Origin of the sequence: Streptomyces sp. NPDC006923, from assembly GCF_040635655.1 — a bacterium.
In the GTDB taxonomy this organism is placed as follows: domain Bacteria; phylum Actinomycetota; class Actinomycetes; order Streptomycetales; family Streptomycetaceae; genus Streptomyces.
Genome location: NZ_JBEYIF010000001.1, coordinates 458,664 through 471,408, shown reverse-complemented (window position 1 = coordinate 471,408; position 12,745 = coordinate 458,664). Strand labels below are relative to the sequence as shown.

At 72.9% G+C, this 12,745-nt stretch carries 11 protein-coding genes; 5 read left to right on the top strand and 6 right to left on the bottom strand.

The window, feature by feature from the left end; genetic code table 11:
* Window positions 1-2 precede the first annotated feature (2 nt).
* Window positions 3-242: a hypothetical protein gene (locus ABZ707_RS02120; protein WP_360166219.1), complete on the top strand. Its 240-nt coding sequence runs from the start codon at window positions 3-5 to the stop codon at window positions 240-242.
* Window positions 243-254: 12 nt separating this feature from the next.
* Here the strand turns inward: ABZ707_RS02120 and ABZ707_RS02115 are convergent, their stop codons facing one another.
* On the bottom strand, window positions 255-1,583 hold the full coding sequence (locus ABZ707_RS02115) for an MFS transporter (protein WP_360166217.1): 1,329 nt from the start codon (window positions 1,581-1,583) through the stop codon (window positions 255-257).
* A gap of 67 nt (window positions 1,584-1,650) precedes the next feature.
* Window positions 1,651-2,262, bottom strand: a complete 612-nt coding sequence (locus tag ABZ707_RS02110) for a hypothetical protein (RefSeq protein ID WP_360166214.1) — start codon at window positions 2,260-2,262, stop codon at window positions 1,651-1,653.
* 107 nt (window positions 2,263-2,369) lie between these two features.
* On the opposite strand from ABZ707_RS02110, the gene npdG reads away from it, so the two are divergent.
* Together npdG and ABZ707_RS02100 are read left to right on the top strand one after the other, a co-directional pair.
* Window positions 2,370-3,080 (top strand): NADPH-dependent F420 reductase, encoded by a 711-nt coding sequence (npdG, locus tag ABZ707_RS02105; protein WP_360166211.1) that lies wholly within the window; start codon window positions 2,370-2,372, stop codon window positions 3,078-3,080.
* Window positions 3,081-3,110: 30 nt separating this feature from the next.
* On the top strand, window positions 3,111-3,377 hold the full coding sequence (locus ABZ707_RS02100; protein WP_360166209.1) for a hypothetical protein: 267 nt from the start codon (window positions 3,111-3,113) through the stop codon (window positions 3,375-3,377).
* Here ABZ707_RS02100 and ABZ707_RS02095 read toward each other — a convergent pair.
* On the bottom strand, window positions 3,367-4,173 hold the full coding sequence (locus ABZ707_RS02095) for a site-2 protease family protein (protein WP_360166206.1): 807 nt from the start codon (window positions 4,171-4,173) through the stop codon (window positions 3,367-3,369). The genes ABZ707_RS02100 and ABZ707_RS02095 overlap by 11 nt on opposite strands.
* A gap of 236 nt (window positions 4,174-4,409) precedes the next feature.
* Here ABZ707_RS02095 and ABZ707_RS02090 point away from each other — a divergent pair, with 236 nt between their 5' ends.
* Window positions 4,410-7,823, top strand: coding sequence for a BTAD domain-containing putative transcriptional regulator (locus ABZ707_RS02090; protein WP_360166203.1), 3,414 nt, complete (start codon window positions 4,410-4,412; stop codon window positions 7,821-7,823).
* A gap of 16 nt (window positions 7,824-7,839) precedes the next feature.
* Here the strand turns inward: ABZ707_RS02090 and ABZ707_RS02085 are convergent, their stop codons facing one another.
* The 3 genes from ABZ707_RS02085 to panB all read right to left on the bottom strand — a co-directional run bounded on the left by ABZ707_RS02085 (window position 7,840) and on the right by panB (window position 10,834).
* Window positions 7,840-8,694, bottom strand: coding sequence for an ABC transporter permease (locus ABZ707_RS02085; RefSeq protein WP_360166200.1), 855 nt, complete (start codon window positions 8,692-8,694; stop codon window positions 7,840-7,842).
* On the bottom strand, window positions 8,691-9,719 hold the full coding sequence (locus ABZ707_RS02080; protein ID WP_360166197.1) for an ATP-binding cassette domain-containing protein: 1,029 nt from the start codon (window positions 9,717-9,719) through the stop codon (window positions 8,691-8,693). Before ABZ707_RS02080 ends, ABZ707_RS02085 begins: the two co-directional genes overlap by 4 nt.
* Window positions 9,720-9,958: 239 nt before the next feature.
* Window positions 9,959-10,834, bottom strand: coding sequence for a 3-methyl-2-oxobutanoate hydroxymethyltransferase (gene panB / locus ABZ707_RS02075; RefSeq protein WP_360166194.1), 876 nt, complete (start codon window positions 10,832-10,834; stop codon window positions 9,959-9,961).
* Window positions 10,835-11,018: 184 nt separating this feature from the next.
* On the opposite strand from panB, the gene ABZ707_RS02070 reads away from it, so the two are divergent.
* Window positions 11,019-12,626 carry an MFS transporter gene (locus ABZ707_RS02070; protein ID WP_360166191.1) on the top strand — a complete coding sequence of 536 codons (1,608 nt, stop codon included), beginning with the start codon at window positions 11,019-11,021 and terminating at the stop codon, window positions 12,624-12,626.
* Window positions 12,627-12,745 lie beyond the last annotated feature (119 nt).

The following is a 12,745-nucleotide window of genomic DNA, read 5'->3' as shown; positions in this document are numbered from 1 at the left end:
CGATGGCCCTGTTCAAGAAGCGTACGACCGCCAAGGCCGGCGAGTGGTACTACTGCCTGGAGCACAAGAAGGTCGAGGAGGGCCCCGACTGTCCGGCCAAGGACCGCTTCGGCCCCTACCCGAGCCGCCAGGAGGCGGAACACGCGATGGAGACGGCGCGGGAGCGCAATCTGGAGTGGGAGAACGACCCCCGCTGGCACGACCGCTCCCGGGGCGGGGACGACGACGCCCCGACCGCCTGACGGCGGCGGCACTCAGGCCGCGGCCTCCGCGCCCGCGGGGGCCGCGCCGGGCCCGGCCGCCGCCTCCCCGGCCGTCGCCTCCCGCTGGGCCCGGCGGCGCAGCGCGTCCTCGTCCGTGTCGGCGTTGTACGTCATCAGCTTCGGCAGTACGGCCGCCAGCAGCCCCACCGCCGCCACACAGGCCAGGCCGCCGCTCCAGATCGCCGGACGGGCGCCGGTCCAGCCGGCCACCGTGCCGGCCCGTAGCTGGCCGAGCTGGGGCCCGGTGCTGTACGACAGCACCTCTATCCCGGCGAGCCTGCCGCGCAGCTCCTCCGGGACGGTCTGGTCCCAGATCGTGTGGCGGGCCAGACCGCTGACCATGTCCCCGCCGCCCGCGATCACCAGACAGGCCAGGACCAGCCAGATGTTCGACATCCACCCGGCGGCGGTCATCGCGAGACCCCAGCCCGCCGCGCCCAGTGTGACCATCCGGCCGTGGCGGCGCACCCGGGAGGCCCAGCCGCTGGTCAGGCTCACCAGGACGGCGCCGAGCGGGATCGCCCCGTACATCAGCCCGAGCGCCCACTCGGCGTGCAGGTCCTGGGCGAGGAACGGGAACACCGCGATCGGATAGGCGAAGAACATCGCGGCCATGTCGATCGCGTACGTGCCCAGCAGGACGGGCTTGCTCCAGGCGTAGCGCGCGCCCTCCACCACACTGCGCAGCGATGGCTTGCCGGCCGTGTGCGAGGGCGGCGCCGGCGACAGCCGCAGACACATCAGGACGGAGACCGTGAAACCGGTGACGGTCACCGCGTACGCCGTGGGCGCGCCCGCGAAGGCGACGACGACACCGGCGAACGCGGGGCCCACCACGGCCGCGATCTGCCCGCGCATGAAGTTCAGCGCGGCCGACGCGGTGAGCTGGTCGTGCGGGACGATCCGGGCGATCAGCGAGCCCAGCGCCGGCTGCTGGAGGCCGGAGAGCGCGGAGACACCGGCGGCGACCACGTACAGCGGCCAGAGCGCCGGACTCGGCAGCAGCCCGTTCACCAGCAGGACGGTGGCGAGCAGCCCCAGCCCCGCCTCGGAGAGCAGGATGACCCTGCGGCGGTCGACCGCGTCGGCCAGCGCGCCGCCGTACAGCCCGAAGACGATCAGCGGCACCATCTCGACGGCACCCATCGCCCCGACCGCGAAGGGGGAGTTGGTGAGGTCCTTGATCTGGAGCGGCAGCGCGATCATGGCCATGGAGCTGCCGAAGGAGGTCACCAGGCCCTGGATCCAGAGCAGCCGGAATTCGCGCAGGGTACGGAGCGGGGTGAGATCCGGCAGGATCGACTGGAGCTTTCTGGTCACGAGGGGCCATGTTCCGTGCTGATAGGTGGAACATGCAAGCGAAATCCTGGTGATGCCGGCCGCTCCGCTACCAGCGGGCCGGCGGGGGCGCCGTGAGCTGCTCCGCCAGCCGCGACAGCCGGTCCCGGAAGCGCCGCCGTCCCCGGGGCCCCGGCACGCTGTTCTCTCCGGCGGCGGCGCTCACCAGATGCTGCACGGTGTCGAGGTCCACCCCGTGCTCCATGTCCGCCGCGGCCACCGTCAGCGCCTCGTGCGCCAGCCCGTGCACCTCCGGGTCCCCGCCGTCGAGCGACAGCACCGTCGCCCCGGCCCGCCGCGCGTCGTGCACCCGCTCCAGCAGCCCGCTGTCCGGCTGCTCCGGCGCGACGACCAGCAGGGTCTCTCCCCGGCCCACCGCCCTGAGCCGGCCCAGCCCGACGGCCAGATGCGCCGGATCCTCCGGCCGCACCCGGTGGCGCACCAGCGTGGGATTCAGCTCCGGCTGGCCGGACCACGCGGCCTCGTCCACCAGATGCGCGGCGAGATGCCACGGCTCGTACTCCTCGGTCCCGACCAGCAGCAGCCCGCCGCCCTGCGGGACGACGGAGGACCGCAGGACCCCGGCGAACCGGCGGGCCGCGGACGGCCATTGCGTCCCGGCGAGGACTTCACGCAGCAGTGCGACGCGTACGGCATCCATGCGCCCGCATCCTGCCGCAGCGGGGCCGCCCGTATGGGCCGGTCACCCCCGGGCTCACCCGAACGGGGGCCGCTACCTGCGAGTAGCGCGGGAAGTAGGGTCGGGGCATGACTTCACACGACAGCGGCAGCGCGCCCAAGCCCCCGGCCAAGGACCCCTGGGACCTCCCGGACGTCTCCGGTCTGGTCGTCGGCGTGCTCGGCGGCACCGGCGACCAGGGCCGCGGCCTCGCCTACCGGCTGGCCAGGGCCGGGCAGAAAGTGATCATCGGCTCCCGGGCCGCCGAGCGGGCCGAGTCGGCCGCCGCCGAACTCGGCAACGGCGTCGAGGGCGCCGGCAACGCCGAGTGCGCGCGGCGCAGCGATGTGATCGTCGTCGCCGTGCCCTGGGAGGGCCACGCCGAGATCCTGGAGGCCCTCAGGGACGACCTCGCGGGCAAGCTCGTCGTGGACTGCGTCAATCCGCTCGGCTTCGACAAGAAGGGCGCCTACGCGCTCACCCCGGAGGAGGGCAGCGCCGCCGAGCAGGCGGCCGCCCTGCTGCCCGGCTCGCGGGTCACCGCCGCCTTCCACCACCTGTCCGCGGTGCTCCTCCAGGACCCGTCGGTCGAGCGGATCGACACGGACGTGATGGTGCTGGGCGAGGACCGCGCGGACACCGATGTCGTGCAGGCGCTGGCCGGCCGTATCCCGGGGATGCGCGGGGTCTTCGCGGGCCGGCTGCGCAACGCCCACCAGGTGGAGTCGCTGGTCGCCAATCTGATCTCGGTCAACCGCCGCTACAAGGCGCACGCCGGGCTGCGGGTCACCGACGTGTGACCGGCGGCCGGGCGACCGGCACCGGCGGGCATGGGGGACACTGGACGGCGCCGGCCGCGTGGACGCGGCCCGGTCAGCCGCCCCCGACAGGAGCCGACCCCCATGCCCCGCCTCGCTCTCTACGCCACAGCCGTCTGCGTCCTCGCCGTCGTCGCGGCCGTGGTCTCCTTCGTCGCCGGGAACTGGCTCGGCCTCGTCTGGGTGCTGCTCGCCGCGCTGTCGTCCAACATGGCCTGGTACTACGTGCGCCGGGCGAGGGCCGAGCGGGCGGCCCGTACGACCGCGGCTACGAGCTGACAGGGCCGCAGGCGAATTCGTTCCTGGCGGTCCACCAACTGAAGAGGTTGCGTCCGCAGTAGGCGTCCAGATCCGAGACACCGAGCCCGCCGAGGATCGCGTGAATCGCGTCGAAGAAGACCTCGTTCACGCCGGGGATCAGGATGATGACGAAGACGCCGAGCAGCCCGAACTGCGCGTACGGCTCGACCTGCCGGCGGACCTTGTACGACAGCCACGGCTCGATCACCCCGTAGCCGTCCAGACCCGGCACCGGCAGGAAGTTCAGGATCGCCGCCGTGACCTGGAGCAGCGCGAGGAAACCGAGCGCGTACTGGAAACCGAGCGGCACGCCGTCGAGCGCGCCCAGCCAGAACGGCGCCGTGCACACGATCGCGAACAGCACGTTCGTCAGCGGCCCGGCCGCCGAGATCAGACTGTGCTTCCAGCGGCCCCGGATGCGGTTCCGCTCGATGAAGACCGCTCCGCCGGGCAGCCCGATCCCGCCCATGATCACAAAGACCACGGGCAGCACGATGCTCAGCAGAGCGTGGGTGTACTTGAGCGGGTTGAGCGTCAGATAGCCCTTCGCGCCGATGGAGATGTCCCCGCCGTGCAGCGCGGTCCTGGCGTGCGCGTACTCGTGCAGACAGAGCGAGACGATCCAGGCGGCCGTGACGAACAGGAAGACGGCCACTCCGGCGTTGGCGGAGAAGTCCGTCCACACGGCCCAGCCGGAGACGGCCATGACGGCGACGATGCCGAGAAAGACGGGAGAGATCCGCCGATCGCTGCTGCGGACGGTGGCGGTGGTCATGGGCGGGGCTCCCCGGGGTCGGTGGCTGTGCGGATCGACCGTACTCGGCCCCCTCCGGCACATCCCGGCGGGCCCGCGGGCGGACGGCGCCAGGTGCCGGACAGGGCCCTCGCGACGCCGGAAGAACGTCCCGCGAGGGGTCCGGGGTTCCAGCCCGCGCGGACCCGCGGGCGGGAAGGTCCCGGCCGCCGGGAGGGGCGCGTGGACGCCGGGGCCGTGCCGGGGACAATGGGCGGATGCGCTATCGCGTCCTCGGCACCACACGAGCACTGCACGACGACGGCACGCCCGTCGCCCTCGGCGGAGCACGCCTGCGTGCGCTGCTGACGGTCCTCGCCCTGCGGACGGGGCGCACGGTGCCCGTCGGCGCGCTGGTCGCCGAGGTGTGGGCCGGCGATCCGCCGGTGGACGCGGTGGGCGCCCTTCAGGCGCTGGTCGGACGGCTGCGGCGGGCGCTCGGGCACGAGGCCGTGTCCTCGTCCGACGGCGGGTACCGGCTGTGCGCCGACGAGGAGGACGTCGATCTCCACCGGTTCGGACGGCTCGCGGCCGAGGGCGCCAGGGCCCTGGAGGAGGGGGACGCGGTCAAGGCGGTGGCCCTCCTCGACGACGCGCTCGCGCTCTGGCAGGGCCCGGCCCTGGCCGATCTGCCCGACCGGGCGCCGGAGGCCGCCCGCTGGGAGACCCGCCGTCTCGAGGCCCGCCGGGCCCGGCTGACGGCCGCGCTCGACCTGGGCCGCGCCGACGAGACGCTGCCCGAACTGGCCGCGCTCTGCGACGAGTTCCCGCTGGACGAGCCCCTGCACGCGCTGCGTGTCCGGGCCCTGCGCGACGCGTCCCGTCCGGCCGAGGCCCTGGTGGCGTACGACACGGTCCGGCGCGCCCTGGCGGACCGGCTCGGTACGGATCCCGGCCCCGGACTGCGCGCCCTGCACGAGGAGTTGCTCCACGCGGGCGAGAGGACCGACGAGCGGACGAGCGGTCACGGCCCGGCCCGGGGGGAGAGGCCCGGCCCGGAGAACGGGCCGGGCGGCGCGGCCCGGCGGCCCGGTCCGGGCGGCGTACCGGCGGACCGGGGGAGCCCGCCGAACGGCAACCTCCGCGCGCGGCTGACCAGTTTCGTGGGGCGCGAGTCGGACATCGGGGCCATTCGCGATGATCTCGGCCGGGCCCGGCTGGTGACCCTGCTCGGCCCCGGCGGCGCCGGGAAGACGCGGCTGTCGCAGGAGGCCGCGGAGCGGGTCGCCGAGGGCTGGCCGGACGGAGTGTGGCTGGCCGAACTCGCGCCCGTGGACGACCCGGAGACCGTGGCCGAGGCCGTGCTGACCGCGCTCGGGGCGCGCGAGACCGTGCTGCGCGGGGCCGGGGCCGAGGAGCTGAGGGCCGCCGACCGGCACGGCAGCGAGCCCCTCGTACGGCTGGTCGAGCACTGCGCGCGCCGCCGCATGCTGCTCCTTCTGGACAACTGCGAGCATGTCGTCGAGGCCGCCGCGACCCTCGCGGAGGAACTGCTCGCGCGCTGCCCCGAGCTGACCGTCCTGGCGACCAGCCGGGAGCCGCTCGGGGTCCCGGGCGAAGTGATACGCCCCGTCGAGCCACTGCCGCCGGACCCGGCGCACCGGCTGTTCGCGGAGCGGGCCCGCGCCGTCCAGCCCGGCTTCGACCCGGCCGAGGACCCCGGCGCCGTCGCCGAGATCTGCCGCCGGCTCGACGGGCTGCCCCTCGCCATCGAACTGGCCGCGGCCCGGCTGCGCATGCTCACCCCCCGGCAGATCGCCGACCGTCTGGACGACCGCTTCCGCCTGCTGACCAGCGGCAGCAGGACCGTACTGCCACGCCAGCAGACCCTGCGCGCCGTGGTCGACTGGTCCTGGGACCTGCTCGACGCGCCGGAACGCTCCGTGCTGCGCAGGCTGTCCGTCTTCGCCGGCGGCTGTGATCTGACGGCCGCCGAGTCCGTGTGCGCGGACGGCACGGCGGACGCCGCCGTCGGTCCTCGCGAGGTCTCCGGGCTCCTCGGCGCCCTCATCGACAAGTCCCTGGTCGTCGCGGCGCCGTCGCCGGACGGCGACATGCGCTACCGGCTGCTCGAAACCGTCGCGGAGTACACCGCGGAGCGGCTCGACCAGGCCGGCGACCGCGCCGCGGCCGAACGCCGGCACCTCGTCCACTACCGGGAACTGGCCCGCACCACCGATCCGGTACTGCGCGGCGCCGGCCAGCGCGCCGGGATGGCCCGGCTCCGGCTGGAGCAGGAGAATCTGCGCACCGCGCTGCGCCGCGCCGTCGCCGCCCGCGACGAACACGAGGCGCTCGTCCTCGTGCTCTCCCTGGCGTGGTTCTGGCAGATGATCGATCTGCTCGCCGACGCGCGGCAGTGGTCGAAGGCCGCCGCGGCCCTCGGCCCCGACCCGTTCGCACCGCCCGCGCGGCCCGCGCCGCCGCTGCCCGAGCGGTGCACGGACGCGCCGCCGCCGCTGGCCCCGGAGGTACTCGATGAGGCCCGGCGGCAGGTGCGGCTGATCGAGATGGTCTCCCTGGAACGTGAGGCGGGCGATTGGACCTCGCCGGAGCGGCGCGCCTGGCTGGGCGCGGTGGCCACGGTCTACCGGCCGGGTCTGCCGCAGACCTGCCGCTTCCCCGGCACGCTGTGGTTCTTCGTGCTCATGTTCACCGGAGAGGCGGAGCAGCTCAGAGGCGTCCTGGACGAGACCGTGCGCGCCTGTGAGGAGTTCGGCTACGACTGGGAGCTCGCCATGGTGCTCCACATGCGGGCCAATGTCCTGGCCAACCGCGGCGCTTCGGCGGGCGACGCGAGCCGGGACGCCGACCGGAGCCTGGCCATCTTCGACCGGCTCGGCGACGCCTGGGGCATCGCGGAGGCGCTCTCCGCCCGGGGCGAGGCACGTGAGAAGCGGGGGGATTTCGCCCTCGCCGCCGAGGACTACACGGCCGCCATCGGCCATGCCGAGGGGCTCGGCGCGCAGACCCAGGTCGCGGTGCTGCGGTCCCGGCTGGCGGCGTCGCTGTTCGAGACGGGCCGGGGTGAGGAGGGCGAGCGGATCCTCCGTGAGGTGCTGGCCGAGGGCCGGGACGGGGCCCATGAGGCGCTGGCCGCCGCCCGGCTCTTTCTCGCGCTGCGGCTGGGCCGTACCGGGCGCCGGGACGAGGCCCGGGAGCAACTGGGCGCGCTGATGGAGGTGTTCAGCTCCGAGACCCTCGCCATCTTCGGCGGCTTCGTGCGGGGCATCCTGGCCTGGCTGGACTGCGCGGACGGCCGGTACGCGGAGGGGCTGGAGGGAGCGCGCGCCGCCCTGGAGACCTCGCTGTCGCCGCTGTCGCGGCTGATGGCGCCCGAGATGGCCGCGCTCCATCTGGTCACGGCCGCCTGGGCGCTGAGCGGCCTGGCCGGCGCGGACCGGGAGCGCGCGGCCGGGACCGGCCCGCCGGACCGGGCGTGGGACGCGGCGCGGCTGCTCGGTGCCTATGAGGTGCTCCTGCCCGAGGGACACTTCCGGGCCTCCATGGAGCGGGAGTTGCTGGCGAAGGCGCGGGAGAGCGTGACCGCCGTGCTCGGCGAGGCCGGGTACGAGGCGGGACACGCCGAGGGCGGCGGCCTCACGATGGAGGAGGCCGCCGCACTCGTCTGAGGAGCCGTGTCCGCGCTCAGGACTTCTTGCGGAACCTGGCGACCGCCAGCGGCGCCGTCACCACCGTGATCGCCGCGGCCCACGCCAGCGTCACCCATACCGAGTGCGCGACCGGACCGCCGTTGATCAGATTCCGCGCCGCGTCGGCGAGGTTGGACAGCGGGTTGTAGTCCGTGAAGGTCTGGAGCCAGCCCGGCATGGTGGCCGGCGGGGCGAAGATCGACGAACCGAACTGCAGGGGCATCAGCACCAGCATGGCCACGCCCTGGACGGCCTGCGCCGTCTTCATGGTGAGACCCAGCAGGATGAAGATCCACATCAGTGAGGCGCCGAACACCAGCGAGAGACCGACGGCGCCCAACAGCTCGAACACCGATGTCCTGATCTCCATGCCGAGCAGAAAGCCCATGCCGAGCAGGATCGCCGTGGCGACCAGCATCCGGCCGATCTCGACCACGATCTTGGCGATCAGCACGGAGGACCGGGCGATCGGCATCGTACGGAACCGGTCCATGACGCCCTTGCGGAAGTCGTCGTTCACCCCGGTGCCGACCGCCATGGCGATGTTCATGCCCATCATCGCCATCAGACCGGGGACCACGTAGTTCACATAGGCGTCCCGGCTGCCGCCGAGGCTCGCGCCGACGGAACCGCCGAAGACGTACACGAACAGCAGCGTGAAGACGATCGGCATCAGCAGGACGTCGAACATCGACTCCGGGTCCTGCTTGATCTGGAGGACGTTGCGGCGCGCCAGCGCGCCGATGTGGCGCAGATTGGCGCGCACTCCGATCCGGGCGTCGTCGTCGGCCGCCGCGGCGGGCCCGGGTGTCCGCGTCGGAGCGGAGGTGGGCAGTGTGGTCGTGCTCATGCCGCGATCTCCTCGGGGGTGGTGTCGGACGCGTGGCTCGTCTTCTGGCCGGTGACGGCCAGGAACACCTCGTCCAGGCTGGGCAGATGGGTGCCGATGTGGGCGATGCCGAAGCCGCGTTCGCCGAGCAGGCCGATGACGGCGGTGAGTTGCTCGTCACTGAGGATCGGTACGTAGAGCAGGCCCTCGTCGGGGACGGCCTGGGTGCCGGACAGTCCGTCGAGGCCGGTCTCGGTGATCGCCCGTGCCATCGCGGGCAGTTGCGCCGGATCGGCCGGCCGGATCTGGAGCGTGCGGCCGCCGACCTTCGCCTTCAGCTCGTCCACCCCGCCGCTGGCGATGACCTTGCCGCGGTCGATGACCGTCAGCTCGCTCGCCAGTTGCTCGGCCTCTTCCATGTACTGGGTGGTGAGCAGGACGGTGGCGCCCTCGGCGACCATCCGCTGCACCTCGTCCCAGACCTCGTTGCGGGTACGGGGGTCGAGGCCCGTCGTCGGCTCGTCCAGATACAGCACGGACGGGCGGCCGATCATCGAGGCGGCCAGGTCGAGGCGGCGCCGCATACCGCCGGAGTACTGCATCGCCGGCTTCTTCGCCGCCTCGGTGAGCGAGAAACGTTCCAGCAGCTCGTCGGAGCGGCGGCGGGCGTCCTTGCGGGACAGGTCGAGGAGCCGCCCGATCATGTAGAGGTTCTCCCAGCCGGAGAGCTTCTCGTCGACCGAGGCGTACTGGCCGGTGAGGCCGATGGTGCGGCGCAACTGCCGGGGCTGGCGCAGCACGTCGTATCCGGCGACCATCGCGGTGCCGGCGTCGGGCTGGACGAGCGTGGACAGAATGCGTACGAGCGTGGTCTTGCCGGCGCCATTGGGTCCGAGCACACCGAGGACGGTGCCTTCGCGCACATCGAGGTCGATTCCGTCGAGGGCCCGGGTGCCCTGGGGTCCGCCGTACTGCTTGACCAGCCCCCGCACCTCGACGGCGTTGCCCGAGCGGCCGCCGTTGGGGTTCTTGTCGATTCGCGTCATGCCACCATTGGACATGCCGCCACCGACAATCCGCCGACAATCCGCCGACAGGGCCCAACGACTCCCGACACTCCGCCGACAGGCCGTCACGGGCACCGCACCGGCACCGGCCGGCGGCCCCGTGACGCGCGACAGCCCGCCGACGGGGGAAGATCGGCGGGCTGTCGCTTCATGCGGGCAGTGGCTCCGGGAGAGGCCGCGGCGCGGCGGCCTCCGGGGACCTGGGCGCCGTCGCTGCCCTAGTGGAAGGTGTGCTCCTCCTGCGGGAACGTTCCGCCGACCACCTCGTCGGCGAACGCCTTCGCCGCGTCTCCGAGCGTCTGCCGGAGGTTCGCGTACTGCTTGGTGAAGCGCGGCACCTTGCCGCCCGTCAGGCCCACCATGTCGGTGTAGACGAGCACCTGGGCGTCCGTCTCGGGGCCGGCGCCGATACCGACGGTCGGGATCTGGAGGACCCGGGTGACCTCGGCGGCCAGCTCGGCCGGTACCAGTTCGAGCACCACCGCGAAGGCGCCCGCGTCCTGCACCGCCTTGGCGTCGCGGAGAAGCTGCTGGGCGGCCTCCTCGCCGCGGCCCTGCACCCGGTATCCCATGGCGTTGACGGACTGCGGAGTGAGCCCTATGTGCGCCATCACCGGGATACCGGCCTGCACCAGCAGCTCGATCTGGGTGTGCGAGCGCTCGCCGCCCTCCAGCTTGACCGCGCCGACCCCGGCCTCCTTCACCAGGCGCGTGGCGCTGCGCAGGGCCTGCACCGGGCCTTCCTGGTACGAGCCGAACGGCAGGTCGCCGACGATCAGCGCGCGCCGTGTGCCCCTGACGACCGCGGCGGAGAGCATCGTCATCTCGTCCAGCGTCACGGGGACGGTGGTCTCGTAGCCGAGATGGCAGTTGCCCATGGAGTCGCCGACGAGCATGACCGGGATGCCCGCCTCGTCGAAGACGGAGGCCGTCATCGCGTCATAGGCGGTGAGCATGGGCCACTTCTCGCCGCGCTCCTTGGCGGCGGCGATGTCGTGGACGGTGATGCGACGGGAGCTCTTGCCGCCGTAGAGCGCCTTGGCGCTGCCGGCGGAACCGCCCGCGGCCGGCGTCTGCTCAGCCTGAAGAGTCATGGCCGATGGCCCTTTCGTCATCTCGAGGCACCCTGACGGTGTCCCCGGACCACAACCATGGTGGCATCCCGAGGCCGTCCACGGGAAGTGGGCCCGGCACCGGACCCGGAGCCCGGTCCGCCGCACGGTAAAGACTTTCCAATACGAGACGGTCTCGTATCGAAATACGCCTAGTCTGTACGCCATGTCCACACCGTCCGGCGCCCCTGCCGCCGCACCTCGAATACCCGAAGCCGTTCACCGCCGCCGCTGGGCCATCCTGGGCGTCCTCATGTTCAGCCTGCTCATCGTCGTGCTGGACAACTCGATACTGAATGTGGCGGTCAAGACGATCGCCGCCCCCGCGCCGGCCGGCATCGGCGCCACGCAGAGCGAGCTGGAGTGGGCGATCAACTCCTACACGCTCGTCTTCGCCGGACTGCTCTTCACCTCGGGCCTCCTCGGTGACCGGGTGGGCCGCAAGAAGGTGCTGCTCTTCGGCATACTCGTCTTCGGCCTGGGCTCGGCGCTCGCCGCGATGTCCGGATCGCCCGCCGAACTCATCGGCTACCGGGCCCTGATGGGCTTCGGCGCCGCCTTTGTGATGCCCGCCACCCTCGCCGTCCTGATGAACGTCTTCGAACGCGAGGAGCAGCCCAAGGCCATCGGCATCTGGGCGGGCAGCGTGGGCCTCGGCATCGCCATCGGCCCGATCACCGGCGGACTCCTGCTGGAGCACTTCTGGTGGGGCTCGATCTTCCTGGTCAACGTCCCCGTGGTGGTCGTCGCGCTGATCGCGATGGTGCTGCTCGTCCCGGACTCCAGGGACCCCAGGCCGGGCCGGCTCGACCCGCTGGGTGTCGCGCTCTCCATCGTCGGACTCGTCCTGCTGGTGTACGGCATCATCCGGGGCGGCGAGCTGGCCGACTTCACCGAGCCGACGGTGCTGCTCCCGCTGCTCGGCGGGGTGGCGGTGCTGGCCGGCTTCGTCTGGCACGAGAAGCGCAGCAGCCATCCGGCCATCGACATCAGCTACTTCAGGAAGCCGGCCTTCGCCGCCGCGGTCGCCGCCATCGCCCTGGTCTTCTTCGCGCTGATGGGGGTGACCTTCTTCTCGGCCTTCTATCTGCAGAGCGTGCGCGGTTACAGCGCGCTCCAGTCCGGCCTGCTGATCCTGCCGCTGGCGGCGGCCCAGATGATCTTCGCCCCGCGCGCCCGGCTGGTGGTGGACCGGTTCGGCGCCCGCGCGGTCTGCACCGTCGGCATGCTGCTGGTCGCGGCCGGGCTCGCGGCGTTCGCGCTCTTCGACACCGGCACACCGGTCTGGGTCCTGTGCCTGGTCTTCTTCGTCCAGGGCACCGGAATGGCCCACATCATGCCGCCGGTGACCGTCGCCGTGATGCAGGCCCTGCCCCGCGAGAAGGCCGGTTCCGGCTCGGCGATCAACAACACCTTCCGCCAGGTCGGCGGGGCGCTGGGGGTCGCGGTCCTCGGTTCTGTGCTGTCCGCGACCTACCGGGGAGAGATCGAGGGACACCTCGGGGCCGTCCCGGCAGCCGCGCGTGACGCGGCGGGCGAGTCGATCGAGGCGACCCTCGGCGTCGCGGCCAGGCTCGGCCCGGCGGGCAAGCCGCTGATCGGCTCGGCGTACGACGCGTTCCTCGACGCCATGCATGTCACCGCGCTCGGCTCGGCGGCCGTCGCGCTGATCGGTGCCGCGGTGGTCGCGGTGTTCCTGCCGGGACGGCCGCGGGCGGAGCAGCCGGCCGGGGCCGACGAGGCGCCGGCGCCGGCGGAGGCCGCGAGCCACTGAGCCCCGTTCCCCGGTGCGGCCGTATCCCCGCCGCTCGTCCCGTGGCAGGGCCGGACGGGCGGCGGGACGGGGTGCCGCCGCTGTGTACGAGAATCGTCGCAGCGAGTAGCGCGGCGAAC